We start from the raw sequence: 24,377 nt of genomic DNA, 5'->3' as shown, positions 1-24,377 counted from the left end.
GAAGGGCTCCGTTCAGGAAGCGGAACTCCCCGGGTGCCTGCGGGTCCGCCCCGCACCGGTCGCCAGCCGCTGGAGGGCGGGGGCGGCGGCGCGGACGGCGGCGGCGAGTGCCTGTTCGTCCTCGGGGGACAGGGTCGCGAGCAGTCCGGCCAGCCGGGCGGTACGGTCGCGGCGCCGTTCGGCGAGCAGTGCGCGCCCGCCATCGGTGATCGCCACCAGCACCACGCGCCCGTCGTGCGGATCGTCGACCCGGGACACCAGGCCCTGCCGCTCCAGCCGCTGGACCAGCTGGGTCATCGAGGGCTGGCTGACGCCCTCGTCGGCGGCCAGCGCGGTGAGCCGGGCCGGGCCCTCCCGGTCCAGACGGCCGAGCGTGGAGGCGGCGGTGAAGCTGATGTCCCGGGTGGTCAGATGACGCACCGCGAGGAACGCCAGCCGCTCCAGCGCCTCCGCGACCTCCTCACGAGCCGCGTTGCCCTCGGCCTCCGGGGGTTCCGGCGATCCGGACTGATGTGTGTACTCCACACGTACATATGTATCACGGGTCTATATAGGCGGACTATATAGCGGCCCGGGTTGTTCCGGCCGGTTGATTCCGGCGGGCTCAGCGGAAGATGCCGGTGTGGCCGAGGGAGTAGCGACCCGGCTGCGGATAGACGGCGAGCCCGTGCGGACCGCCTCCCACCGGGATCCGGGCGCGGAGCCGCCCGGTGCGGGTGTCGATCGCGTACACCTCGCCGTTGTAGCGGCCCGAGAGCCACAGCACCTTGCCGTCGGAGGACACGCCGCCCATGTCGGGGCTGGTGCCGACGGGCAGCCGCCAGCGGCCGGTGAGCTTGCCGGTCTTGAAGGACAGCAAGGAGACCGTGCCCTCGCCGCGATTGGAGATATAGAGCGTGCGGGAGTCCCGGCTGACGTAGAGGCCATGGGTGCCCTTGCCGGTGGGCAGCAGCCGGGGGCGGTCGAAGGTGTCCCCGTTCAGGACCCATACCCCGTTCGCCACCATGTCGGCGACGTACCAGGTCTTCCCGTTCGGCGAAATCTTGACGTCCTGCGGCATGGCCCCCGCGAGCGGCAGCCGCTGGTGCGCCACCACCTTCATCCGGGCCGTGTCCACCTTCAGCAGCTCGCTCGAGAACTCGCACGAGACGATGAAGTAGCGCCCGTCGGGGGAGAAGTCCGCGTGGTTGACGCCGGAGCACGTCACCGGCACCGACTTCACCACCCGCATGCTGTGCGCGTCCCGGAAGACCAGGGCCCGGTCCTTGGAGGCCATCACCACGGCGTACTTGCCGTCCGGTGTGAAGTAGAGGTTATACGGATCGTGGACGTCCACCGGGCGGCCCACCCGGCCGGTCCTCGGATCGATCGGGGTGAGGCTGTTGCCGAGGTCGTTGTTGACCCACAGCGTCTTCAGATCCCACGACGGCACCACGTGCTGCGGCTGGTGGCCGACCTGGACGGTGCGGACCACCTTGTACGTCTTGGGGTCGATCACGCTCACCGTGTCCGACAGCGTGTTGGGCACGTACACCCGCGACGGAAAGCCCTTCACCGCCCGCGACAGCTTGCCCGGCCGGTCCGCCGCGTACAGGTCGTGCGGATCGAGCGGCGGCGGCATGCCCGGCAGCAGCCGGGCCCTGGCCGCCTTCTCGGCCGCGGACTGCGCCCGGCCCGAGTGGTGCGGCGCCGCCGACTTCCGCGGGTGGGAGGCGTGTTCCGGGGAGGAGGCGCAGCCCGGCACCGCCGCACAGCACAGCAGCAGCGCCGCGACCGCGCGCGTCGCGGTACGGCGGCGCCCCGGGGCGGGCCGTCTCGCATGGCCCGGGGGCGTGAGGCTCGGGCGGGTCGGGCTGGCCACGGAGGTCCTCCAGCGGTGAGGGAAGGGCGGCCGTGCCCGGTCTGCGGCGGGGCCGTGGCCCAAGATTGTCACCGGCCCCGCCCACCGGCACGCGCCCACGTCCAAGCAGGTGAGCGGCGTACCACCGGCGGCCGACGCCGCGCCCGGGGCGGCGGCGTAGGATCGCGCCCGCACCGCGGGAGCGCCCCGCGGCGGACCGGGCGAAAGGGCGGGAAATGCGCTTCGGACTGCTGGGCACCGGACACTGGGCCGCGGAGACCCACGGCGCGGCGCTCGCCGCGCACCCCGACGCGGAACTGGCCGGGGTCTGGGGCCGCGACCCGGCCAGGGCGGCGGTGCTGGCCGACCGCCACGGCACCCGCGCCTACACCGACGCCGACGCCCTGATCGCCGACGTCGACGCGGTCGCCGTTGCCCTCCCGCCGGACATCCAGAGCGACCTCGCCGAGCGCGCCGCACGGGCCGGACGCCATCTGCTGCTCGACAAGCCGCTGGCCTTCACCACCGCCGCCGCCGACCGGATCGTGACCGCCGCCGAGGAGCGCTCGGCGGCCTCGGTGGTCTTCTTCACCCGGCGCTTCGCCGCGCCCGTCGCTTCGTTCCTGGACCGTGCCGCGGCGGCCGGGGGCTGGGACGGCGGCCGGGCCACCGGCTTCGGCTCCATATTCCGGTCCGGCAGCCCCTACGGCCGCTCTCCCTGGCGCCGCGAACGCGGCGGGCTGTGGGACGTCGGCCCGCACGCCCTGTCCCTGCTGCTGCCGGTGCTGGGCCCGGTGGCCGAGGTCAGCGCCCTCGACGGACCGCGCGGCGCCGCGCACGTACTGCTGCGGCACCACTCCGGCGCGGTCGGCACCCTCGCGCTCACCCTGGACGCCCGGCCCGCCGCGGTCGGCTTCGGCTGCGACTTCTACGGCGAACAGGGAACGGCCGAGGTGCCCGACCCCGGAGTAACGGCCGTGGAGGCCTTCACCACGGCCGTCGACCGGCTGCTGCTGAGCGCCCGGGACGGCGTGGCCGACCCCTGCGACGTGCGGTTCGGCCGCGAGGTGGTCGCCGTACTGGAGGCCGCCGACCGCTCCCGCCGCGAGGGCCGCACCGCCGTACCGGACTAGGCTCCCGCTCCCCGCCCTCGCCGGATTCGCCGGAGAATCCGGCCGCATATTCCGGCGCGCGCTGGGGAACCGGGAGCCATGACCAAGCTCTGCCTCCCGGCGGGCATCCGGGCCTGCCTGTTCGACCTCGACGGCGTGCTGACCCGGACCGCCGTGGTGCACGCGGCGGCGTGGAAGCAGATGTTCGACGAATTTCTGCGCCGCCGCGACGGCCCCTCCTTCCGCCCCTTCGACAAGACCACCGACTACGACGAGTACGTCGATGGCCGCCCGCGCGCCGACGGCGTACTCACCTTCCTGGCCTCCCGGGACATCGACATCCCCGAGGGCAGCGTGGACGACCCGCCCGACAAGGACACCGTCTACGGGCTCGGCAACCGGAAGAACGCCCTCGTCCTGGAGAAGATCCGGGAGGAAGGCGTCGAGGCGTATCCCGGATCGGTGCGCTTCGCCGAGGCCGCGCGCGCCGCCGGGCTGCGCACGGCGGTCGTCTCCTCCAGCGCCAACTGCCGCGACGTGCTGGTCGCCGCCGGTATCGAGCATCTCTTCGAGGTGCGGATCGACGGCGTGGTCGCCGCCGAGCGAGGGCTCCCGGGCAAACCGAATCCGGACACCTTCCTGGAAGCCGCCAAGGACCTGGACGCCGCCCCCGCCGAGGCGGCCGTCTTCGAGGACGCGCTGGCGGGCATGGAGGCCGGCCGCGCGGGCCGCTTCGGCTACGTCGTCGGCGTGGACCGGGTCGGCCAGGCCGACGCGCTGCGCGGACACGGCGCCGACATCGTCGTCAAGGATCTCGCCGAGCTGCTGGAGGGCCCCTCGTGATCACCGATTCCTCGTACGCCGTCGATCCCTGGCAGCTGCGAGAGACCGCGCTCCGCCTCGATCTGCTGCCGCAGAGCGAGTCGGTCTTCGCACTGTCCAACGGCCATGTCGGCTGGCGCGCCAACATCGACGAGGGCGAGCCGCACGGACTGCCCGGCTCCTACCTCAACGGGGTGCACGAGCTGCGCCCGCTGCCGTACGCGGAGGCCGGATACGGCTATCCCGAGGCCGGCCAGACCATGATCAACGTCACCAACGGCAAGATCATCCGGTTGCTGGTGGACGACGAACCCTTCGACCTGCGCTACGGGCGGCTCTGCTCCCATGAGCGCGTGCTCGACCTGCGGGCCGGCGTACTGCACCGCACCTGCGAATGGACCTCCCCCTCGGGAACCAGCGTGCGGGTGCGCTCGACCCGTCTGGTCTCCCTCACCCAGCGGTCCGTCGCCGCGATCGCCTACGAGGTGGAAGCGCTGGACGCCGAGATCCGCGTCGTCGTCCAGTCCGAGCTGGTCGCCAACGAACAGCTGCCGGAGCGCGGCGGGGACCCCCGGGTCGCCTCCGCTCTGGAGAGTCCGCTGGAGCCCGAGGAGCACGCCGCCGTCGACAAGCGGCTGCGGCTGATCCACTGCACCAGGGCCAGCGGGCTGCGGGTCGCCAGCGCCGCCGACCATCTGATCACCGGACCGCCGCCCACCCGCCACGCCAGTGAGAGCAGCGACGACGTCGCCCGCCTCACCGTCACCTCCGTCCTCAAGCCGGGCGAGAAACTGCGGCTGGAGAAGCTGGTCGCCTACGGCTGGTCCGGCGCGCGCTCCCTGCCCGCCGTACGCGACCAGGTCGAGGCGGGGCTCGCCGGAGCCGCCTCCACCGGCTGGGAGGGCCTGGTCGAACAGCAGCGCGCCTGGCTTGAGGACTTCTGGGCCCGCGCCGACGTCGAGGTCGAGGGCGACGCCGAGATCCAGCAGGCCGTGCGGTTCGGCATCTTCCACGTCCTGCAGGCCGGGGCACGCGCCGAGGAACGCGCCATCCCCGCCAAGGGCCTCACCGGCTCCGGCTACGACGGCCATTCCTTCTGGGACGCCGACACCTTCGTCCTGCAACTGCTGACCTACACCTTCCCCGAGGCGGTCGCCCAGGCGCTGCGCTGGCGCCAGTCCACCCTGCCCGCCGCCCGGGAGCGGGCGCGCCAGCTCGGCCACGAGGGCGCCGCCTTCCCCTGGCGCACCATCGACGGATCCGAGTGCTCCGCCTACTGGCCCGCCGGCACCGCCGCCTTCCACATCAACGCCGACGTGGCCGACGCCGTGGTGCGCTACATCGCCGCCACCGGCGACGAGGAGTTCGAACGCGAGACGGGGGTGGAAATACTGGTGGAGACCGCCAGGCTGTGGCGGTCCCTGGGCCACCATGACCACCACGGCCGGTTCCACATCGACGGGGTGACCGGCCCGGACGAGTACAGCGCCATCGCGGACGACAACGTCTACACCAACCTCATGGCCCAGTCGAACCTGCGCGCCGCCGCGGACGTCGTGGAGCGCCACCCGGACAAGGGCTCGCTGCTGGGCGCCGACGACGAGGAGGCCGCGACCTGGCGGGACGCGGCCGAGGCCATGACGGTCCCGTACAACAAGACGCTGGGCGTCCACGAACAGTCCGCCGACTTCACCGGCCACCAGGAGTGGGACTTCCAGAACACCCACCCCAGCCAGTACCCCCTGATGCTCCACTTCCCCTACTTCGACCTGTACCGCAAGCAGGTGGTCAAACAGGCCGACCTGGTGCTGGCCATGTATCTGCGCGGCGAGTGCTTCACCGAGGAGGAGAAGGCACGCAACTTCGCCTACTACGAGCACCTGACCGTCCGCGACTCCTCCCTGTCCGCCTGCGCCCAGGCCGTCATGGCCGCCGAGGTCGGCCATCTGCGCCTCGCCTACGACTACCTGGGCGAGGCGGCCCTGATGGACCTGCGGGACCTGGAGCACAACACCCGCGACGGCCTGCACATCGCCTCGCTGGCCGGCACCTGGATGGCGCTGGTCGCCGGGTTCGGCGGGATGCGGTACAAGGAGGGCAACCTGTGCTTCTCGCCCAAGCTGCCGGAGAAGCTGGCCCGGCTGGCCTTCAGCGTGCAGGTGCTGCGACGGCGGCTGCGCGTGGAGATCACCGACCGCACCGCCACCTACACCCTGGTCGAGGGCGCCCCGCTGGAGATCCAGCACTACGGTCGGCCCATCACCGTCTCCGACAAGTCGCCGCAGACCTGTGACGTGCCCGAACAGACCGCGCGCGCCGAGCCCCGGCAGCCTCCGAGCCGCCGCCCGGACCGGCGCGCCTGAGGCACCGGCGCGCCTGAGACATCGGCGTGCGGGAGGAAGGAGGCCGCGGGTGGACCCGCTGACGGCGCTGGACCGGATCGCGTTCCTGCTGGAGCGCGAGCAGGCACCGACGTACCGCGTGCGCGCCTTCCGTACCGCGCAGGCGGTGCTCGCCGAACTGCCCCCGGAAGAGGTGGAGCGACGGGCGGCGGCGGGCACGCTCGCCTCGCTCAAGGGCCTCGGGCCCAAGACCTCACAGGTGGTCAAGGAGGCGCTCAGGGGCGAGGTGCCCGGCTATCTGCGGAAGCTCGCAGCCAGTTCAGGAGAGGGCGGCCCCGGAGAGGATCGGCCGCCCGACGCCGCCGCGGACGAGCTGCGGGCCGCGCTGCGCGGCGACTGCCATCTGCATTCGGACTGGTCGGACGGCGGCTCCCCGATCGAGCTGATGGCCCGTACCGCCGCCCGGCTGGGCCATGACTGGGCCGTGCTGACGGACCATTCCCCGCGGCTCACCGTCGCCCGGGGGCTCTCGGCGGACCGGCTGCGCGAGCAGCTGGACGTGGTGGCTGCGCTCAACGAGACGCTGTCCCCGTTCCGGCTGCTGACCGGGATCGAGGTCGACATCCTGGCCGACGGCTCGCTCGACCAGGAGCCCGAGCTGCTGGAACGGCTGGACCTGGTGGTGGCCTCCGTCCACTCCAAGCTGCGGATGGACGCGCGCCCGATGACCCGCCGGATGGTGGCCGCGGTCAGCGATCCGCACGTCGATGTGCTGGGGCACTGCACGGGGCGGCTGCTGGGCGGCAAGCGGCCCGAGTCGGCGTTCGACGCCGCCGAGGTCTTCGCCGCCTGCGTGGAGTCGGGCACCGCCGTGGAGATCAACTGCCGTCCGGAGCGGCTGGATCCGCCGCGCCGCCTGCTCCGGGAGGCGGTCCGGGCGGGGACGTTCTTCTCGGTCGACACCGACGCCCATGCGCCTGGCCAGCTCGATTGGCAGCTCAACGGATGCACCCGGGCGGTGGAATGCGGCGTGCCGAAGGAACGCGTCATCAACACCTGGACGGCCCGGCAACTGGGGGAGTGGACCCGCACCCGCAAGCCGCCGGGTCGCCGGGCCCGCACCGGCTGACCGGCCGGACGCCCCCTAGCCTCTGAGCGGCTCAGGAGCGCCCGCCCGTGGGATCGAGAACGGCCTCGACGTCGACGGTGATGTCGATCATGTCGCTCACCACGACTCCGCCCCGGTCCACCGTGTCGTTCCAGGACACCCCGAAGTCCTGCCGGTTGACCCGGCCCGTAGCGAGGAAGCCCGCCCGCCGCCGCGGCCCCAGGTCCCGGTCACCCTCCCACCAGGGCGTGTTCCACTGCCCCAGATAGGTCACATGGAGCGGCACCCGGCGGGTGACACCGCGCACCGTGAGATCGCCCGCGACCTCGAACTCGGTTTCGCTCAGCTGGGTGACGCCCGTGCCGGTGAACGTCCACGTCGGATGGTGTTCGGCATCGAAGAAGTCCGCGCTGCGCAGATGGTCGTCCCGCTGCGGCTGCCCGGTGTACACCTGCGTCGCGTCGATGGTCGCCTCGATCCGGGCGTCCTCCGGCTTGTCCGGATCCACCTCGATCGAGCCCTCAATATTCTTGAACTGTCCCCGCACGTACGTGACCATCATGTGCCTGGCCTTGAATTCGGCGGCCGTGTGGCCGGGCTCGAAGAACCATCTGGTGATCGCCATATCCGCTTCCTGACGTGTGATCCGCTCGGTCGCCCTGGAACGATCATGCGTCAGACGCGCGGAATCCGCCGCTCCGCGCCGTGCCCCGCGCCGGATCCGACGCGGGGCACGGCTTGTGCGTCAGGACCGGCCGCAGCTGGTGAGGCCGGGGCGCCAGCGGCAGGCGATGGCGGCGAAGCCGCCGTCCTTCACCACCGGGACGGACACGGTGTCCCCGCCGCGCACCACCCGCGGCTCGCGCACCAGGCCGTCCGCTCCGTCGCGGACGAGATCGACCAGCCACTTCCCCTGGCCCAGCCGCAACGGTACGGCGGCGGTGTGCGCCTCACCGGTGAAGATGCCGCCGATGAACCAGCGCCCTCCCTTCGCGCGGGCGACCACCGCGCTCTCGCCGGGCCGCCCGGCCAGCAGCCGGGTGCGGTCCCAGGAGGTGGGTATCTGCTCCAGGAAGCGACGGGCCTGCGGACGGGCGTCGTACGACTCCGGGGTGCCCGCCAGGTTCTGGATCCCCGACTCGTACAGCACCGACAGGCCCAGCTCGCCCGCGTCCGAGGCCGCGTTGGGGCGCTCGGCCCGCTGGAAGGCGCCCGGGGTGAAGTCCATCGAGCCGATGACGTTGCGGGTGAAGGGAAGCGTCGCCAGATGCTCCGGGGTGTTCACCCGCTTCTCCTCGCCGTTGACGCCCTCCATCGACATCACCTGCGGCCAGGTGCGCTGGATGCCCTTGGGGATGGTCGAGCCGTGGAAGTTGACGAGCAGATGGTGGGCGGCGGTGGCCGGAACGATCTCGTCGTACCAGCGCAGCGTCTCCTGGGATTCGGAGTCCATGAAGTCGATCTTCACCCCCTTCACCCCCCACTTCTCCAGGGTCGGCAGCCACTGCTCGCGCTCCTCCGCGGTGTCCAGATCGCGATGGTGGATCCAGACCTGGATGCCGACCTTCCGCTCCCGGGCGTACCGGACCAGCTCCGGGATCCAGCTGTTGCGCTGCCAGTCGGGGTCGGTGACGTCCCACTGCTCCGGGTCGAAGTACCAGCCCGCGTCCACCACCACATACGGCCAGCCACGGCGTGCCGCGTAGTCCACGTATCCCTTCTGCATCGACAGGCTCTGCCCGGCCGGACGCCCGCCCGCGAGCCAGGTCCACAGCGCGGGCCCCGGCCGGATCCACGAGGTGTCGGCGACCTTCGAGGCCGGAGCCAGATCGTCGGTGAAGGTGGACTCGGTGACGGTCGCCAGATCGCCGACGACCATCGCGCGCCACGGGGTGCTGAGCGGGCCGTCGGACTCGACCCGCTGGTCCCACAGCCCGATGCGGTATGTCGGGCGGCCCTCCTCGTGGACCAGGCGGGCGGCGGAGTAGCGGCCGGTGAGGTCCGACTCGGCGATCAGGGTGTAGACGCCGCCCGTCCCGAACAGGGCCTGCGCCATGTACTCACCGGCGGGCGCCGTCGCCGCGGTGTACTGCTTGAACAGGTTCTCGTTGTCCTTACGGTACGTGCCGAGCCACGCGTCCGCGTCCGCCGGCAGCGTGAACGCCGAGGTCTCGCCCAGCACATCACCGCTGCCGGACGGCAGGACGTAGCGATAGGCGACGCCGTCGCCGGACACCCGCACCAGCACGTCCAGCCGGGCGCCGCCGCTGCCCCGGAACCGGAAGCGCGCCTCGGTCATGCGGAACGCGCGCGAGCGCTCCTTGCCGACCGTGGACCGGTACTGCCCGGCCACCGTACGGTCGCTGCGGCCCAGGAACCGCAGCCCGTGCGACAGGTCCGCCCGCTCGGTGACGATGCCCAGGGCCGAGGGCTCGACCACCGTACGACCGGCTCGGGACACCTGAAGCGTCAGCGCGCCCGAGGCCCGGTCGAGCCGTAACCGGGCGAGCGGACCGGAGCCCTCCGAGTGGGGCGCTCGCCCGTTCGGCAAGGGACCGCTCACCGTCCACGCGGAGTCCTTCGCCTGCCCCTTCGCCCGCGCCGGGCCCGTGACGAACAGCGTCATGGCCAGTGCGCCGCAGAGGAGAAGGACCAGGGTGGAGCGTCTGACAGATCTCTCCATGTTTGCCTCCCGAGGCGGACACGTTACCGAGTCATCCGATAACTGTGGAGAGTCGAGACCGAATAACGCCCTATGAATGCGCCGATGCACGACACAGATCCGATGTATCCGCCCCGTGGGACCCTGGATAGACCCACTCAACGGCCCGGGAGAGACACCGACGATGAGCGACAACGACACGGAGCCGAGCCGGCCCTCGGTACCCGCCCCCGCTGAATCCGAAGGCGGGGAAGCCGCCTGTTGGCTGGACCGCGTCTGCGCCGCATGCGGCGCCATCCAGGACACCGCCCTCTTCGACCGCTGCGCGCGCTGCGGCGCGGACGCGGAGGACGGCTGACTCAGTCCCGCTCCGCGCCCCCGAGCCGCTCCGTCTCCCCGCCGAAGGCCAGATGCGTGGTCCGCGAGGCCAGCAGCCACCGCCCCTCCACCCGGCGGAACCTGTCCTCGTAGTGCCCCACATTGACCGGCGGCCGCGGCGGAACGATGCCCCCGCGATAGCCGTCGACCCGGTACGTCGCGAAATACGACGTCGCGCGGGCCGTCGCCGTGGAGTCCACGGTGACCAGGATGTTCGAACACACCCGACGCGACAGCCGATCGGCCGGCCGCGAGGCGAAATACTCCCGCAGCGCATCCCGTCCCCGCACCAGACGATCGCCGGCGGGCCACTCCCATATCCCCTCGGGGGTGAACAACTCCGCCACCGTGCCGGGTTCCCCCAGATCGAGCCGCCGCAGAAACTCCACGATCAGACGCTCACAGGCCCGCTCGGCGATCAGCCGCTCCATCGGATCGAGTGTCCCGGTCTCCATCTCCGCCTCCTGTCCGCAGCCCGGGGCCGATGCCGGCTCAGCCGGCATGGTCGTACACCGTGACCGATATGCCCCGCGCCGTCAGCCGCCGCTCTATCAGCGGCTCGACCCGCGACCACCGGCCGCCCGCCAACCCGCAGCCGATGCGCGGCATATGCACCGACGCACCGGCCTCGGCGGCCTTGGCCGCGAGTGAGCCGAGGGCCGTGTCGATCGCCTCGTACCGCACGGGAACCCCCTTGCTGCCACGGCGCATCCCGCGCTGACCGATCATGTTCGCGACCCACAGATACGGGCCCACCCGGACGAACTGCACCGCGCCCAGCCCGAAGTCGTTGCGCGCCCGCTCACGGTGCCATCGGCGGTACGCCGCCTCGGGCTCCGGCCAGCGCCGCGACAGCCCCAGCACGAAGCCTTTCCCCCAGCCGCCCAGGTCGTTGCAGACATGGGCGAGGATCTTCACTCCCTTGCCGTGAGGCGCGGTGGCGTCCCCCCGGACGTACTCGATCTCCGCCATGTCCTCACGGTACGAGGCACCACTGACAATCGACAGCGATTAACGCGGGCCCTCGATCGCGCCGATGTCGGGTGCGCCGCGGTAGAGGGGGGTGCCGTACGGGCCCGACACGGCCGGGTTGACGGCGCTGGATCACCACGTCGTCCGCGTAGTACGCCTCGATGCCCGACGTTCCCGCCTGGTCGACCACATTGCGGTCCACCACCGCGCCGCGGACGTTGGTCCATCGTGTTGCAGCCGTACGCGGTGCCGCCGGGTGTTGCGCACCGTGGAGTTCTGCACCCGCACATCGTGCAGCACGGTCGGAGCGGCGGGCGGCGCCGTGATGTCGGGCACAGTGGTGTCGAATACGATGCCCCCGGTCTTCTTGGACCGGTCCCATCCGCTTTGAAGCGCACGCCCGAGGCGTTGCCCGCGGTGTCGCCGCCGATCCGGGGCTTGGGCCCGGTCCGTAACGCCCGATCGTGATGGGGCGGTTCTTCGCGCCCGAGCCCTTCGGTCACAGTCGGCCCAGTCCGTGCCGGAGCGGAGGCGGATGCGGGGGCGGGGAGCGCCGTGAGGGTGGCGGCGGCGCCGAGGGCGGCGGCCGTGAGCAGGCCGAGCGGCCGCCCACCGGGTCTGAGGGATCGTCGTCCGAAAGTCATCACGCCGTAGAAGCGCTGTCATCAGTGGTGTCAAGGCCCGTGCGACGTAGGCGACTTGATGGCACAAGCCCTTTCTTGCCTTCGGGGCGCGAGTCCTGCTTCGAAGGCCAGAATCACCGCCTGGGTCCGATTCCCGGCGCCCAGCTTGGTCAGCACATTGCCCACATGCGTCTTGACGGTCTCCAGGCTCACCGTCAGCACCGCCGCGATCTGCTGGTTCGTCAGCCCCTCCGCCATCAGCTGGAGGATCTCCGCCTCCCGGCGGGTGAGCGTTGCCGCCCGTGCCGCGGACTCCCGCCGCACCGGACGCCCGGTGGTCAGCCGGGCGACGGCCTCGGGGAAGAGGACCGAATCCCCACTGGCCACCAGCCGGATGGCATGGGCGATCTGCTGGGCTGGGGCCCGCTTGCGGATGAATCCGCTGGCACCGGCCTCCAAGGCGTCGTAGACGTACTCGTCGTTCTCGAAGGTGGTGATCACGATGACCTTCGGCGGCTCCGCCGACGCGGCCCTCAGCCGCCGCGTGGCCTCGATCCCGTTGACAGTGGGCATCCGCACGTCCATCAGCACCACATCGGGGCACAACTCGTCCACCAGCGCCAGTACTTCGCACCCGTCGGTGGCCTCGCCGACCACAGTGAGATCGGGCTTCGCGGACACCAGCGTCCGCAGTCCGGTGCGCGTGAGTTCCTCGTCGTCCACGATGAGCACGCGCACCGTACGGCGTGCAGCGGCCGCCCCGTCCGGCGTCCCGGCAGCGTTCATCGCGGTCATCGCACGGGCCCCAGCGGCAGTCGCGCCACCAGCCGCCACCGCGCCCGCCCGCCCTCGGCGTCGTCCGCCGGACCGGCCGACACCTCGCCGTTCAGCAGCCGCACCCGGTCGGCGATCCCGTCCAGCCCGTGACGCGGCCGCCCGCCCCGGCGGAAGCGCGCCGCGCCGCCCACCAGGTTGACGAGTTCCAGCTCCAGCAGCCCGTCCCGGGCGGTGACCCGCAGCGTGATGCCCGCCTTCGCGCCGTGCCGCAGCGCGTTGGTCAGCCCCTCCTGGACGATGCGGTACGCCTCGCGCGACACGGTCGCCGGGACGCGGTCCAGGCTGCCCTCGCTGGTCACCTCCAGCAACGCTCCCGCCTGCCGCACCGACTCCACCAGCGCGCCGAAGTCGGCGAGGGTACGCGCGGGAGCCGTGGGCGCCTGCTGCTCCCGCAGGGCGCCGAGGACGTGGTCGAGGTCGTCCATCGCCGCACGGGTCGTCTCCTCGATGCTGGTCAGGGCACGCCGCGCCGCCACCGGATCGCGCTCCAGCAGTTCGCCGGCCACCGCCGCCTGGATGGTGGAGGCCGTCAGCGTATGCCCGATGGAGTCGTGCAGCTCCTGAGCCAGCCGGTTGCGCCCGGCCAGCAGGCGCGCCCGCTCCTCGGCGGCGGCCGCCCGCTCGGCGGGCCGGTGGTCGAGCAGGACCGGAGCCAGCAGCCGGAGTCCCATGGCGGCGGCCGCGGTCACGTACGCGGCCAGCAGCAGACACAAAACGGGGATGAGGAGGCTCCACGTTCCCGCCACGCCCGCAGTCACGGTGACATGGCTCCAGAGGACGGCGATCCGGCCTCCGCCATCCAGCCATACGGCCGGAAAGATGACCGCGGCGAACACCAGCGCCCCGGTCGCAGCCGTCGCCGTCACGCCCACCGCCGCATGCGGCACCAGCCAGACCGCCGTACGCACCCGGTCGGGCCACCGGGACCGGGGCGACGCGGCGGCCGGAACGGGCAGTTCGGTGCCCAGCAGCCGGTTGGCCAGCGTGACGCACCAGCCGCGCGCCGCGCGCGGAACACCCATGCCGGCGATCACGACGACGAGCGCGAGCGTGAAGCCCGCGATACGGCCGGGAAGCGGCCACCCGGGCGGTGCTGACACAACCGCCACCACCAGCGGCGGCACACTCAGTGCCGCTCCGAGAAGTAGGTAAGCCCAGCTCCGATAAGTGGCGCCATCGAAAAGTGGGCGCATCAGTTGGCGCATGGGGCCGAAGAGTACCGGCGCCCCGCCGCGCCCTGCCTCCCCCGAAAGAGCCAGCTCCGCCGGCGATACCGGGGGATGCGGATTTCCCTCGTGGCAGCGATGCGTCCCACGCCGCCGGACGGCAGTTTTGTCCGCACCTTCATCCGTGGCGTTCTTCGGCGCCGAACCGTCAGTACTCATGAAAGGCATGTGTGTTGATGTCACCGAAAACCAGAGGGGTCGCGGTGTTCCTCGCCCTGTCCTTCGCCGGAACCTGGCTGTGGCTGTTCGTGGCGCACCGGGTCATGGGCTTGTCCGCGTTGCATCCGCTGCTGCAGCTTCCGGGTTTCTGTGTCCCGGCCATGGCGGCGTTCATCGTACGGCGCTGGGTCACCCGGGAGGGATTCGCCGACGCGGGGCTCCGGCTCCGGCTGAAGACGGCCTGGCGCTACTATCTCCTCGCCTGGTTCGGGCCGTTGGCAATCGCCGCCGTGACCATGGCTCTCGCGGCCGCACTGGGCCTGTGGCGCCCGGACCTCGCCCCGCTGGACGAGATCGTGGACGGTGTCCCGGGCTGGGCGGCGGTGCTCGCCCTGATGCTCGCCCTTCCCCTCCTCACCCCGCTGTACTGGGGTGAGGAGTTCGGCTGGACCAGCTATCTCCGACCGCGGCTGTTCGGCGGCAGAATGGCGCCGTCGTCGATTGTCACCGGGCTCGTCTGGGCGTCCTGGCACTATCCGCTTGCCTTCATCGGCTATGTCGAATTCCCCCGGCTCTTGCTGGGACTGCTGGTGTGGACCCTCTGCTTCCAGTGTCAGGAGGTCATTCTCGCCTGGCTGTTCGTGCGCAGTGGCACGGTCTGGGTCGCGAGCCTGGCCCACGCGGGCAACAACATGGTCCTCTTCCTGCTCACCGGCCAGGTGCTCGGCAGTGGGGGCGGCGGTCTCGGCACGGTCGCCGTCACCCTGCTGAGCACGATCCCCCTGGCCGGGCTCAGCCTGTGGATCGCTTGCCGCCCCAACTGCGCGGTAGCGTACGAAAGTCCGCAATGACCGCGGTCGAGTGCCGTGTGTGCTCATTCCGGAACAACGGCGAGGAACTTCATGTCGCACGAGATCAGCCCGAAGCCCATCCTGGAGGTGGGGCTCGGCTACATGGCGTCCAAAACCCTGCTCACCGCCGTGGAGCTGGATGTCTTCACCCGGCTTGGCAAAGGCCCTTGCGAGGGCGGTGAGCTGGCGGAGACGCTGGGTCTGCATCCGCGAAGCGCGGCGGACTTCCTGGACGCGCTGGTCGCCCTGGGATTCCTGGAGAGAGCGGGGAGGGAGTATCGCAACAGCCCGAGCGCCGACGCGTTTCTCGACCGGCAGAAGGACGCCTACGTCGGCGGAGTCCTGGAGATGGCGAACAGCCGTCTCTATCCGTTCTGGGGGTCGCTCACCGAGGCGTTGCGCACCGGAAAGCCACAGAACGAACAGAAGCACGGCGGAGACGTCTACGACGCCATCTACCACGACCAGGCCGGCCTCGAACGATTCCTGCACGGCATGACTGGGCTCAGCATGGGAATGGCGCGGGTGATAGCCGAGAAATTCCCCTGGGACGGCTACCGGACGGTGCTCGACGTCGGCGGCGCCCTGGGCTGCGTCCCGGTGGCGGTGGCCCAGCGCCACCCCCACATCAGCGGCGGTGTCTACGAACTGCCCCGGGTGCGCCCGGTATTCGACGACTACGTGGCGTCCTTCGGCCTCACCGACCGGCTCACCTTCCACGGCGGCGACTTCTTCGCGGACGAACTGCCCACCGCCGATGTCATCGTGCTGGGCCAGATCCTGCACGGCTGGGGCCTGGACGAGAAGCGGCTGCTGCTGAAGAAGGCGTACGACGCCCTGCCCGACGGGGGAGCGGTGCTGATCTACGACGCGATCATCGACGACGAGCGGCGGCACAACGCGTTCGGCCTGCTGGCAAGCCTGAACATGCTGATCGAGTCCGTCGCCGGATGCGAATACACCGTGGCCGAAGGACGGTCCTGGATGGCGGAGGCGGGATTCGGCAGCACCCGGATCGAAGCCCTGATGGGCGGCTATTCCATGCTGGTCGGCATCAAATAGCGCCCCGGCGCCGGGTGCGGTGCGGCCGTGGCGGCCGGGCGCGGGTCCTTCGCCCCGGGCGGATCGGGGCGACCGTGGGCGCTGACACTGGACACCCGCGCTGCTCCGATAGAATGATCAAACTCACGACGAGCGCCCCCATCGCCCGCCCTTCACGGAAAGCCATGCCATTCGGCGCCAACAGTGACTTACTCAACCAATATCTAACAAATCGGCTGACCAATTGATACCTAAAGCATCGCGGGTGTTTTCGCGAACAAGTTACCGAAAGGCGTTCGCCACGTGGCGTCAACCACGGGTGATGCTGTGGGTCGCGGCGGGTGTGGCGCTCCTCGTGTTTCTCGTCGCGCTGGAGGTCGCGGCGCGTCGCTACGGCCTGCCGGGGCCGATCACCAGCCAGGCGCAAGAGGTGATAATTGCCCCCAAATCGGGCCCCCTGCTGTACGGCGGCATGGCCTTGATGATGGTGGTGCTCACCTGGCGGGAGCGGTTCATCGCCGCTGGCGTCGCGATCGGTATCGATATCGTCTTCTTTCTGGTGCGGTGGGCGCTCGACCTGAAGGTGACCGAAGGTCACCCCTTCGGTAACGGCGCGTTGTGGGTGATTTTGGGCTATGCGGTCATCGCTGTCACGCGCCGCACGGGCCGGGAGCGCGTCCTGCTGCTGAAGGGCGTAGGGCTGGGCCTGGTGCTGGTGGCCGGCCGTAAGGCCGGCGATACCTGGCTCCTCATCACGGCGAAGACCCGCCCGGTGGTGCTCGACCAGTACCTGGCGATCGCCGACCACGCGCTGGGCAATCCGTCGTGGCTGGTGGGGCGGGTCGTCGCGGCCGCCGGCCCGGTCCCCGCCCACGTTCTCGACTACGTCTACATTCAGCTACCGGTGGCCGCGGTCATCGTCGCGCTGTACCAGCTGCGCAACGTGGCGGTCGAGCGCCGCTTCCCGGGGCACCATCTGGTGCCCACCTTTCTGGCCATCGGGCTCCTCGGGCCGGCCATCTACATGATCTTCCCGGTGGTCGGACCGGTCTTCGCCTACGGCACCGGAGCCTTCGGCACCGGCGGCGAGCACTGGGCGATCGCCAACCTGTGGCCGCACACGCTACCGCCGTTCAACCCCCCGCACCCGGTCTCGTACGACGACGCCACCCCCCGCAACTGCATGCCCAGCCTGCACACGGCATGGGCCACCGCGATTTTCATCCATTCCCGCAAGGGGCCGCGGATTCTGCGATTCGCGGGCGCGTTCTGGCTGATCGCCACGCTTTCCGCAACCCTGGGATTCGGCTACCACTACGGCGTGGATCTCATCGCCGGTGTGGTGTTCGCGCTCACGATAGAGGCAGCGCTGCGCTCGCTCGCACGTGGCTGGGGCCGGTCGGGAATCCAGCTGGTCGCCTACGGCACAACGGTTTTCACCGCGCTCCTGGTGTCCTATCGCTATCTGCCGATGGAGATGGCCAGGCATCCATGGGTGTTCGGACCGCTTCTCCTTCTGGCGATGGCCTCGGTCATCTACGGCTACATGCGGACCACCAGCCTGTGGGAACCGAAAGTCGCGCAGGCACCGGCGCTGGAACCGCAGCCCGAACTCGCCTAGAAGCGGTAGCGCAGAATGCGGCCCACGTCCTTGAAGCCGGGCAGATGTGCCATCACCTTCATGCTCACCCTGCCCGAGGTGGGCATCGCCTCCATGCCCGGCATGTCGACGCTGCGGACCGCGTCCATCAGGGTCAGTCCGTCGTGCCAGCCCTCGATCTCACGCGGGTCGTCCAGGCCCCAGTGCAGCGTCGCGCCCGCGTTGCGGACCGCCGGGACCATCTTCTGGAGGCGGATGCCGAGTGACCCGTAGACGTCGAAGAGCAGTTGGCCGCCGGGGAACCGGTCGGTGATCCGCTGGATGAGGCGCTTGCCCTCCTCCTTGCGCAGATACATCGTCAGTCCCTCGAAGACGGCCACGGTCGGCCGGTCGTCTGGCACCTCGCAAAGCCACGCCTCCTCGGTCACCGAGGAGGCGATCATCTCGTAGTTCCCCGACGGCCGGGGGAGGAGCTGCCGGCGCAGCTCGATGACGTCGGGGTAGTCGACGTCCAGCCAGCGCACCGACGACGAGGGGTCGAGCCGGTGGACCCGGGTGTCCAGTCCGCACGCCAGGTGCAGCACGGTCGCCTTCTGGTGCTCGGCCAGGAACGCGGAGGTCCAGTCGTCGAGCTGTTTGGCCCGGAGCGCGATGCCGACCGCGGTGGTCTCCGTCATGCCGGTCTTGCCGAAGTCGTAGGCGACGCGCTCCACCGCCTCCTGGGCCGTGTGATCGCCCAGGACGGAGTGCGGTGAGCGGCTGTCCACCGCCCGGCCGTACAGCGTGGCGAGCATCGTCTCCTGCGTACCGCTGAGAGTGATCTTTTCGCGATCCATGGTTCCTCGGTCGAATGCGGGGATGCCGACGGCCATTTCCGGCGATTCATCCGGAATGGAAGGTAATCCGTGATGCGTACCGTCCCACGAGTACCCGGATCGAGGCGACCGCGCCCTGGGCCATTCGTGTCTTTCACGCCGAAATCCGTGCCCGGCGGCTGCCGGGGACGGCTGAAATCGGCGGTCGGGCGAGCCGGAGTCAGCTCTGCGCGAGCCACATATCGGGGCCGAAGACCTCGTAGTGGATGTCCGACGGTCGCACACCGTGCTCCAGCAACTGGGCGCGCACCGACCGCATGAACCCCAGCGGCCCGCAGAGATAGGCCCGGACGCCCTCGGGGATCTCGACGCCGGACAGGTCCACCAGGCCGGTGCGCTCGGCCGGCCAGTCGTCCTCCGGCCGTTCGTACCAGACGTGTGCGGAACCCTGGGCGAGCTTGGTGACCAGCCGCTCCTGATCCGCGCGCAGCGCGTGGTCGGCGGGAGAGCGGTCGGCGTGGACCGTGATGACCGGGGCCTGGTGCCCCCGGTCGACCAGATCCCCCAGCATCGCGACGATCGGTGTGCAGCCGATACCGGCCGACGCCAGCAGCAGCGGTGCGTCCCTGGCGTCGAGCACGAGGTCGCCGTACGGGGCGGACACGCTGATCACATCGCCCTCCCGGAGGTGCTCGTGCAGATGCCCCGAGACCTCGCCGTCCGGCCCCGTGCCGCCGCGCACATGCTTGACGGTGATGGAGCGCACCGTCGCGCCGGGCGGGTTGGTCAGGCTGTACTGGCGGATCTGGCGCGCCCCGTCGGCCAGTTCGACCTGGACCGAGACGTACTGGCCCGCCTTGAAGGCCGGTGCCGGGCGGCCGTCCGCGGGCCGCAGCCGAAAGGTGACGACGTCCGCGGTCTCCTGGATCCGCTCGGCCACCTCCCAGGGCCGCCAGGTCCCGCCCGCCAGCACCCCCTGCTCGGCGTAGAGCCGCCGCTCGATCTCGATGAGGGCGCCTGCCATCAGCCAGTAGACCTCGTCCCAGGCGGCGGCGACCTCCTCGGTGACCGCGTCACCGAGGACGTCCGCGATCGCGGCCGACAGGTGGCGGTGCACGAGCGGGTACTGGGCGGGGCTCACCCCGAGCGAGGCGTGCTTGTGCGCGATCCGGCTCAGCATCGCGTCGGGGCGGACATCGGGGCGCTCCACCAGGGCGGTGGCGAACGCGGCCACGGCACCTGCGAGGGCCTGCCGCTGGACGCCCGCGGCCTGGTTCCCCCGGTTGAACATGTGCCGCAGCAGCTCCGGGTGGGCCTCGAAGAGCTTCCGGTAGAACAGATCGGTGATGGACCCGATGGCCGCACCGACGGCGGGGAGGGTGGCGCGGACGGTGTCAGCGGACTTCTGGGAGAGCATCACCGGCTCCTAAATGGTACGTAGCATTCGTATTTAATAGCGCGAAAAAACCCGGCGCGGCGAGCGTCGGCACACCGGCGCGGCGGGGCCCGGTCACCGGTCCGCCACCGGAGCTCGTCCCACCAGCCCGAGCAGGACGGGCCCGGTGGGGGAGCCGACCAGATCAGTGACCGTCAGCGGGTCGAGCGAGGAGAAGAACGCCTCTTGTGCCTGCCGCAGCGCCATCCGCAGTCGGCAGCCCTGCCGGAGCGGACACGGGGTGTCGCCTTCGCAGTCGACCACCTCGCCGACCCCTTCGAGCTCCCGGACCAGTTGGCCGACCGACGCGGTGCGGCCGGTCTCCGTGAGCACCAGCCCGCCGCCGCGCCCCCGCCGCGTCTCGATGAGGCCGAGGTGCTGCAGCCGGGCGGCGACCTTCGCCAAGTGGCTGTACTGCACCCGCATCTCCCCGGCGATCTGCCGCGCGGTGCACGGCTCGGCTCCGGTGACCGCCAGTCGCATGATGGCGCGGAGAGCCAGGTCGGTTGATTTCGTCAGCCGCATGACGCCATCTTAGATAATACGAATCTCAGGTGCAATTTATTGAGGCCGCAGGACCGCCGGTCCGGCTGACGCAGCGGCCGGGGCCGATGCCGGATGCGTACGTACGGGCCACCTTGCTGGCACTCGCCGGGATGGCCGCGGGGCTGGCCGGGACGGTGCGGGACTCGCCTCACTGTTTTCCTACCCGGCGCTGCTGGCCGCGGGGCTTCCACCGACCACCGCGAACGTCACCAACACCGTCTTGCCGGCGGTCGGCAACATCGCCGTGGTGCCCAGTTCGCGGCGGGAGCTCACCGGACAGTTCGACGCGGCGTTACGGATCGGTGTGGCCTGTGCGGCAGGCAGTGCGGTGGGTGTCGTACTGCTCCTGCTGACCCCGCCCGGAGTATTCGAACGCGTTGTGCCCTTCCTCGTCGGCAGTGCCTCCCTGCTCATCCTCGGACGCCGGCAGGCCACGGCCACCACCCTCCAGCCCACGGCGGGCGGCGACGTGACCTGGCTGTCCGTCATCGGCATGTTCGCCGTGGCCCTCTACGGCGGATACCTCGCCGCCGCCTCGGGCGTGGTGATCCTCGCACTGCTGCTCGCGACCCGCGGCTCCGAGGGACTGCTGCGCAGCTACTTCTGAGCGTCGACGAGGGCCTGCGGATTCTGGCCCGGACCGTACGTGAGGCCTCCTGACGCTTTCTAGCGGTGACCCGTGGGAGGGTCGCGCAGCGCGCGGGTCACGGACCAGGCCACCGACACCATGGGCACGGCCACGATCGCCCCGACCACCCCCGCCACGATGCTTCCGGCGATCACCGAGATCGCCACCACCACCGGGTGCAGCCGCACCGCCCAGCTCATCACCAGCGGATGCAGCACATGCCCCTCGACCTGCCCGACCACGACGATGAGCACGAGCACCACCGCCGCGATGACCGGTCCCCGCCCCGCCAGGGCCACCACCGTGGCCACGGCCAGCGCGATCGGCGAACCGATCAGCGGGATGAAGGTGGCGAAGAAGACCAGCAGGGTCAACGGCAGCGCCAGCGGCACCCGCAGCAGCAACAGGGCCAGGCCGACCAGAGTCGCGTTGGCCGCCGCCACCAGGATGATGCCCCGGGTGTACCCGGCGAAGGTGCCCCAGGCCGCCCGCCCCGCCCGGTCCCACCGTGAACGGGCCGCCTCCGGGAGCTGCTCGCGGAACCACCGCCACATCCCGTCGCCGGAATGCACGAAGAACAGCGAGCAGAACAGCGCCAGCACCGCCGCCGTCAGCGCCTCCACGACCCGGCCCGCGCTGCTGAGCGCCCTGCTGATGAGCGTGGCGCGATGGGTCGAGACGAACGAGCTGATCCTGTCGTGCAGCCCGGTCAGCGTGCGGTGCCGGATGTGGAACGGCGGTCCCTCCAGCCATTGGGTGATGCGGCCGATGCCGCCGCGGAACTCGCCCACGAGCCGACCCGCCTCACCTGCCGCCGCGCTGCCCACCAGCGCCAGCAGCCCCAAAACCGCCAGCAGGCTCCCGAACACCGCCAGCGCCACCGCGAGCGGCCGGGGCAGTCTGCGCGCCAGCACATCGGCCAGCGGCCGCAGCAGCGCCGTGCCCACCAGCGCCAGGAACACCGCGACCGCCACCAGCTGAAAGCGCCCCAGTACGGTGAACGTCAGATAGACCGCCGCCCCGACGGCCAGTAGCCGCCACGCGTACGCCGCGGCCAGCCGCAGCCCGGGATGCACCCGATCGCCCGCCCCGCCCGCGCCACCCGCCCCGCGCCCCGCACGCGTCCGCGCCGAGGCCCCCGCGCCCTGGCGCGGACGGCGGCCGACCGCCGCGTACCGCGCCCACCGGCCGCGCCGGATACCCGGACGCCGCCTGCCCTCCCGCCTCTGTGCCCGCTCCGGCGGAGGGAGAGACCCGCTGCTCACGCCGGTGCCACCGCCCTTCGCGACCCGGCCCCGCGCCCCGGTCCCGCGCGGCGGGACGGGATGACCGCTCTTCCCGATATGTGCCTGATGTGATGATTCAATCAGGGTGGCCGGGCGCGCGCCTGATCACGCCTCCGCTCGGCGAAGCCGACCGCGGCAGGCGCTGTTCCCCACAGCCCCGGCGAACTCCATAATCGATCACCACGGTGCCTCACCGCCGACCGCCTCCGCACCGCAGCAAGGAGTTGCCGTGACGTACGACATCACCGCCATCCGCGCGCAGTTTCCCGCCCTGACGGCCGGTTCGGCCCACTTCGACGGTCCCGGCGGTACGCAGACCCCCGTACCCGTCATCGAGGCCATCACCGACGCACTGGCGCACCCGCTGGCCAACCGGGGACAGAACACCGCGGGGGAGCGCAACGCCGAGGCGATCGTCGCCGCGGCCCGGCAGGCGATGGCCGATCTGCTCGGCGCGGACCCCACCGCGGTCGTCTTCGGCCGCAGTGCCACCCAACTGGCCTACGACTTCTCCCGTACGCTCGCCAAGACGTGGTCGCCGGGCGACGAGGTCGTGGTCACCCGCCTGGACCACGACTCCAACATCCGCCCCTGGGTCCAGGCCGCGGACCGGGCCGGGGCCACCGTGCGCTGGGCCGACTTCGACCCGGCCACGGGCGAGCTGACCCCCGACGACATCAGCGCCGTCCTGAGCGAGCGCACCCGGCTGGTCGCCGTCACCGCCGCCTCGAACCTCATCGGCACCCGCCCGGCGATACCGGAGATCGCCCGGCGCGTCCACGGCGCCGGGGCGCTGCTGTACGTCGACGGCGTGCACCACACCGCCCACTCCCTCGTCGACCTCGACCTGCTCGGAGCGGACTTCTTCGCCTGCTCCCCGTACAAGTTCCTCGGCCCCCATCTCGGCGTCCTGGCGAGCCGCCCCGAACTCCTGGAGACCCTGCACCCCGACAAGCTGCTGCCCTCCACCAACGTTATCCCCGAGCGGTTCGAGCTGGGCACCCTGCCGTACGAATTCCTCGCCGGGACCCGCGCCGCCGTCGACTTCCTCGCCGGGCTGGACCCGCGGGCGCACGGCAGCCGCCGCGAGCGGCTGGCATCGGCGTACGCGGCCCTCGAAGAACACGAGGAAGCGCTGCGGCTGCGCATCGACAAGGGGCTGGCCGCCCTCGACCCGATCACGGTCCACTCCCGCGCGGCGGACCGCACCCCCACCCTCCTGATGACCATCGACGGCCGCGACACCACCGACGCCTACCGCCACCTGGCCCGCAGCGGCGTGGACGCGCCGTCCGGATCCTTCTACGCGATCGAGACCTCCCGCAGGCTCGGCCTCGGTGACACCGGCGGACTCCGCGTCGGCCTGGCCCCCTACACCAGCACCGAGGACGTGGACCGACTGCTGGAGGGACTGTCGGACTTCCTGTCGTCGGACAGCCGGTAGCCCAGGGCGGGCCCGACGGCCCGAGCAGGAAGCCGCTCGCTCCCGCCGACGCCCCGGATAACGCATCGCGGCCGGCGGGCCGCAGCTGAGACCCTCCCTCCATGGAACACACCGAAGTACTGGTCATAGGAGGACGTGCGGGCGTCGGCAAGACGACGGTCGGCTGGGAGGTGTCGGCGCAGCTGCGCGCCGCGTCGGTGCCCCACGCGATCGTCGAGGGAGACTTCATGGCCCAGGTGCACCCGGCCCCCGAGGACGATCCGCGCTGCACGAAAATCGCCGAACGCAACCTGACGGCCCTCTGGGCCAACTACGCCGAACTCGGTTACCGGCGCCTCGTCTACACGAACACCGTGAGCGTGCTGCCCGCGGCCACCGACATGATCGAGCGCGCCACCAGGCCCTGCGCCCGGATCGTACCTGTCCTGCTCACCGCATCGGACGCCACGACGGAGGAGCGGCTGACGGGCCGGGAACTCGGCTCGGAACTGGAGCACGAACTGCGCGCCAGCGCCCGCAAGGCCCGCCTCCTGGACGAGCAGGCCCCCGCGGACGCCCTGCGCGTGGCCACCGACGGGCGGCTGGTGGTGGACATCGCGCGAGAGCTGGTGGCGGCCACCGGCTGGGCCGACGGCGCGTAGACCCCGCCC

At 71.2% G+C, this 24,377-nt stretch carries 23 protein-coding genes; 11 read left to right on the top strand and 12 right to left on the bottom strand.

The features are described from left to right. Nucleotides 1-12 precede the first annotated feature (12 nt). Both ACH4SI_RS23060 and ACH4SI_RS23055 read right to left on the bottom strand, forming a co-directional pair. Nucleotides 13-525, bottom strand: coding sequence for a MarR family winged helix-turn-helix transcriptional regulator (locus ACH4SI_RS23060; RefSeq protein ID WP_398298449.1), 513 nt, complete (start codon nucleotides 523-525; stop codon nucleotides 13-15). 79 nt (nucleotides 526-604) lie between these two features. Beyond that, the gene (locus ACH4SI_RS23055) at nucleotides 605-1,861 is read right to left on the bottom strand and encodes a YncE family protein (RefSeq protein ID WP_398298447.1); all 1,257 of its coding nucleotides are present in this window, start codon (nucleotides 1,859-1,861) and stop codon (nucleotides 605-607) included. Between the two features lie 215 nt (nucleotides 1,862-2,076). Here ACH4SI_RS23055 and ACH4SI_RS23050 point away from each other — a divergent pair, with 215 nt between their 5' ends. From ACH4SI_RS23050 to ACH4SI_RS23035, 4 genes are all read left to right on the top strand, one after another. After that, nucleotides 2,077-2,973, top strand: a complete 897-nt coding sequence (locus tag ACH4SI_RS23050) for a Gfo/Idh/MocA family protein (protein ID WP_398298445.1) — start codon at nucleotides 2,077-2,079, stop codon at nucleotides 2,971-2,973. 78 nt (nucleotides 2,974-3,051) lie between these two features. Continuing rightward, the gene (locus tag ACH4SI_RS23045; protein WP_398298443.1) at nucleotides 3,052-3,795 is read left to right on the top strand and encodes an HAD family hydrolase; all 744 of its coding nucleotides are present in this window, start codon (nucleotides 3,052-3,054) and stop codon (nucleotides 3,793-3,795) included. Then, nucleotides 3,792-6,137 (top strand): glycoside hydrolase family 65 protein, encoded by a 2,346-nt coding sequence (locus tag ACH4SI_RS23040; protein WP_398298441.1) that lies wholly within the window; start codon nucleotides 3,792-3,794, stop codon nucleotides 6,135-6,137. The genes ACH4SI_RS23045 and ACH4SI_RS23040 overlap by 4 nt, the downstream gene beginning before the upstream one ends. A gap of 49 nt (nucleotides 6,138-6,186) precedes the next feature. Continuing rightward, complete coding sequence (locus ACH4SI_RS23035) at nucleotides 6,187-7,245, top strand: PHP domain-containing protein (RefSeq protein WP_398298439.1); 1,059 nt, start codon at nucleotides 6,187-6,189, stop codon at nucleotides 7,243-7,245. Nucleotides 7,246-7,276: 31 nt separating this feature from the next. On the opposite strand, the gene ACH4SI_RS23030 is transcribed toward ACH4SI_RS23035, so the two are convergent. Together ACH4SI_RS23030 and ACH4SI_RS23025 are read right to left on the bottom strand one after the other, a co-directional pair. Beyond that, nucleotides 7,277-7,849, bottom strand: a complete 573-nt coding sequence (locus tag ACH4SI_RS23030) for a YceI family protein (RefSeq protein WP_398298437.1) — start codon at nucleotides 7,847-7,849, stop codon at nucleotides 7,277-7,279. 120 nt (nucleotides 7,850-7,969) lie between these two features. Next, nucleotides 7,970-9,907 carry a glycoside hydrolase family 97 catalytic domain-containing protein gene (locus ACH4SI_RS23025; protein WP_398298435.1) on the bottom strand — a complete coding sequence of 646 codons (1,938 nt, stop codon included), beginning with the start codon at nucleotides 9,905-9,907 and terminating at the stop codon, nucleotides 7,970-7,972. Nucleotides 9,908-10,070: 163 nt separating this feature from the next. Here ACH4SI_RS23025 and ACH4SI_RS23020 point away from each other — a divergent pair, with 163 nt between their 5' ends. Next, complete coding sequence (locus ACH4SI_RS23020; protein ID WP_398298433.1) at nucleotides 10,071-10,244, top strand: hypothetical protein; 174 nt, start codon at nucleotides 10,071-10,073, stop codon at nucleotides 10,242-10,244. 1 nt (nucleotide 10,245) lies between these two features. On the opposite strand, the gene ACH4SI_RS23015 is transcribed toward ACH4SI_RS23020, so the two are convergent. The 4 genes from ACH4SI_RS23015 to ACH4SI_RS23000 all read right to left on the bottom strand — a co-directional run bounded on the left by ACH4SI_RS23015 (nucleotide 10,246) and on the right by ACH4SI_RS23000 (nucleotide 13,796). After that, nucleotides 10,246-10,719, bottom strand: coding sequence for a nuclear transport factor 2 family protein (locus tag ACH4SI_RS23015; protein ID WP_398298431.1), 474 nt, complete (start codon nucleotides 10,717-10,719; stop codon nucleotides 10,246-10,248). A 37-nt stretch (nucleotides 10,720-10,756) separates the two neighbouring features. Continuing rightward, entirely contained in the window at nucleotides 10,757-11,236 is a 480-nt protein-coding gene (locus ACH4SI_RS23010; RefSeq protein ID WP_398298429.1) for a macro domain-containing protein, read from the bottom strand. A 674-nt stretch (nucleotides 11,237-11,910) separates the two neighbouring features. Then, nucleotides 11,911-12,645 carry a response regulator gene (locus ACH4SI_RS23005; RefSeq protein ID WP_398298427.1) on the bottom strand — a complete coding sequence of 245 codons (735 nt, stop codon included), beginning with the start codon at nucleotides 12,643-12,645 and terminating at the stop codon, nucleotides 11,911-11,913. 5 nt (nucleotides 12,646-12,650) lie between these two features. Then, nucleotides 12,651-13,796: a sensor histidine kinase gene (locus tag ACH4SI_RS23000; protein WP_398298425.1), complete on the bottom strand. Its 1,146-nt coding sequence runs from the start codon at nucleotides 13,794-13,796 to the stop codon at nucleotides 12,651-12,653. Between the two features lie 302 nt (nucleotides 13,797-14,098). Between ACH4SI_RS23000 and ACH4SI_RS22995 the strand changes: the two genes are divergently transcribed. The 3 genes from ACH4SI_RS22995 (at nucleotide 14,099) to ACH4SI_RS22985 (ending at nucleotide 17,594) form a co-directional block, all read left to right on the top strand. Continuing rightward, the gene (locus ACH4SI_RS22995) at nucleotides 14,099-14,932 is read left to right on the top strand and encodes a CPBP family intramembrane glutamic endopeptidase (RefSeq protein ID WP_398298423.1); all 834 of its coding nucleotides are present in this window, start codon (nucleotides 14,099-14,101) and stop codon (nucleotides 14,930-14,932) included. 51 nt (nucleotides 14,933-14,983) lie between these two features. Beyond that, nucleotides 14,984-15,994: a methyltransferase gene (locus tag ACH4SI_RS22990; protein WP_398298421.1), complete on the top strand. Its 1,011-nt coding sequence runs from the start codon at nucleotides 14,984-14,986 to the stop codon at nucleotides 15,992-15,994. A 301-nt stretch (nucleotides 15,995-16,295) separates the two neighbouring features. Further along, the gene (locus ACH4SI_RS22985) at nucleotides 16,296-17,594 is read left to right on the top strand and encodes a phosphatase PAP2 family protein (RefSeq protein WP_398298419.1); all 1,299 of its coding nucleotides are present in this window, start codon (nucleotides 16,296-16,298) and stop codon (nucleotides 17,592-17,594) included. On the opposite strand, the gene ACH4SI_RS22980 is transcribed toward ACH4SI_RS22985, so the two are convergent. From ACH4SI_RS22980 to ACH4SI_RS22970, 3 genes are all read right to left on the bottom strand, one after another. Then, nucleotides 17,591-18,409, bottom strand: a complete 819-nt coding sequence (locus ACH4SI_RS22980) for a class I SAM-dependent methyltransferase (RefSeq protein ID WP_398298417.1) — start codon at nucleotides 18,407-18,409, stop codon at nucleotides 17,591-17,593. The two genes, ACH4SI_RS22985 and ACH4SI_RS22980, sit on opposite strands and share 4 nt — an antisense overlap. Nucleotides 18,410-18,608: 199 nt before the next feature. Continuing rightward, nucleotides 18,609-19,805 carry a globin domain-containing protein gene (locus ACH4SI_RS22975; protein ID WP_398298415.1) on the bottom strand — a complete coding sequence of 399 codons (1,197 nt, stop codon included), beginning with the start codon at nucleotides 19,803-19,805 and terminating at the stop codon, nucleotides 18,609-18,611. A gap of 93 nt (nucleotides 19,806-19,898) precedes the next feature. Beyond that, entirely contained in the window at nucleotides 19,899-20,348 is a 450-nt protein-coding gene (locus ACH4SI_RS22970) for an RrF2 family transcriptional regulator (RefSeq protein WP_398298413.1), read from the bottom strand. Between the two features lie 172 nt (nucleotides 20,349-20,520). On the opposite strand from ACH4SI_RS22970, the gene ACH4SI_RS22965 reads away from it, so the two are divergent. Continuing rightward, nucleotides 20,521-20,976, top strand: a complete 456-nt coding sequence (locus ACH4SI_RS22965; RefSeq protein ID WP_398298797.1) for a sulfite exporter TauE/SafE family protein — start codon at nucleotides 20,521-20,523, stop codon at nucleotides 20,974-20,976. A gap of 59 nt (nucleotides 20,977-21,035) precedes the next feature. Here ACH4SI_RS22965 and ACH4SI_RS22960 read toward each other — a convergent pair whose 3' ends face one another. After that, a complete protein-coding gene (locus ACH4SI_RS22960) occupies nucleotides 21,036-22,262 on the bottom strand; it encodes an AI-2E family transporter (protein ID WP_398298411.1) in 1,227 nt (408 codons plus the stop codon). Nucleotides 22,263-22,512: 250 nt separating this feature from the next. Between ACH4SI_RS22960 and ACH4SI_RS22955 the strand changes: the two genes are divergently transcribed. Together ACH4SI_RS22955 and ACH4SI_RS22950 are read left to right on the top strand one after the other, a co-directional pair. Beyond that, nucleotides 22,513-23,727, top strand: coding sequence for a cysteine desulfurase-like protein (locus ACH4SI_RS22955; RefSeq protein ID WP_398298409.1), 1,215 nt, complete (start codon nucleotides 22,513-22,515; stop codon nucleotides 23,725-23,727). Nucleotides 23,728-23,828: 101 nt separating this feature from the next. Continuing rightward, complete coding sequence (locus tag ACH4SI_RS22950) at nucleotides 23,829-24,368, top strand: hypothetical protein (protein ID WP_398298407.1); 540 nt, start codon at nucleotides 23,829-23,831, stop codon at nucleotides 24,366-24,368. Nucleotides 24,369-24,377: the final 9 nt, after the last annotated feature.

It is taken from the genome of Streptomyces sp. NPDC021212, from assembly GCF_044332925.1.
Taxonomy (GTDB): domain Bacteria; phylum Actinomycetota; class Actinomycetes; order Streptomycetales; family Streptomycetaceae; genus Streptomyces.
Note: the sequence above shows the minus strand (reverse complement) of the source record. Positions and strands in the feature narration are given on the sequence as shown.

Bases quoted from the DNA above. Each gene is read 5' to 3' on its own strand.
- ACH4SI_RS23010 (WP_398298429.1), bottom strand. From the start codon at position 11,236: ATGGCGGAGATCGAGTACGTCCGGGGGGACGCCACCGCGCCTCACGGC.
- ACH4SI_RS23005 (WP_398298427.1), bottom strand. From the start codon at position 12,645: ATGAACGCTGCCGGGACGCCGGACGGGGCGGCCGCTGCACGCCGTACG.
- ACH4SI_RS23015 (WP_398298431.1), bottom strand. From the start codon at position 10,719: ATGGAGACCGGGACACTCGATCCGATGGAGCGGCTGATCGCCGAGCGG.
- ACH4SI_RS23020 (WP_398298433.1), top strand. From the start codon at position 10,071: ATGAGCGACAACGACACGGAGCCGAGCCGGCCCTCGGTACCCGCCCCC.
- ACH4SI_RS22970 (WP_398298413.1), bottom strand. From the start codon at position 20,348: ATGCGGCTGACGAAATCAACCGACCTGGCTCTCCGCGCCATCATGCGA.
- ACH4SI_RS23045 (WP_398298443.1), top strand. From the start codon at position 3,052: ATGACCAAGCTCTGCCTCCCGGCGGGCATCCGGGCCTGCCTGTTCGAC.
- ACH4SI_RS22990 (WP_398298421.1), top strand. From the start codon at position 14,984: ATGTCGCACGAGATCAGCCCGAAGCCCATCCTGGAGGTGGGGCTCGGC.
- ACH4SI_RS22985 (WP_398298419.1), top strand. From the start codon at position 16,296: ATGCTGTGGGTCGCGGCGGGTGTGGCGCTCCTCGTGTTTCTCGTCGCG.
- ACH4SI_RS22975 (WP_398298415.1), bottom strand. From the start codon at position 19,805: ATGCTCTCCCAGAAGTCCGCTGACACCGTCCGCGCCACCCTCCCCGCC.
- ACH4SI_RS22980 (WP_398298417.1), bottom strand. From the start codon at position 18,409: ATGGATCGCGAAAAGATCACTCTCAGCGGTACGCAGGAGACGATGCTC.
- ACH4SI_RS22995 (WP_398298423.1), top strand. From the start codon at position 14,099: ATGTCACCGAAAACCAGAGGGGTCGCGGTGTTCCTCGCCCTGTCCTTC.
- ACH4SI_RS23030 (WP_398298437.1), bottom strand. From the start codon at position 7,849: ATGGCGATCACCAGATGGTTCTTCGAGCCCGGCCACACGGCCGCCGAA.
- ACH4SI_RS22950 (WP_398298407.1), top strand. From the start codon at position 23,829: ATGGAACACACCGAAGTACTGGTCATAGGAGGACGTGCGGGCGTCGGC.
- ACH4SI_RS23050 (WP_398298445.1), top strand. From the start codon at position 2,077: ATGCGCTTCGGACTGCTGGGCACCGGACACTGGGCCGCGGAGACCCAC.
- ACH4SI_RS23025 (WP_398298435.1), bottom strand. From the start codon at position 9,907: ATGGAGAGATCTGTCAGACGCTCCACCCTGGTCCTTCTCCTCTGCGGC.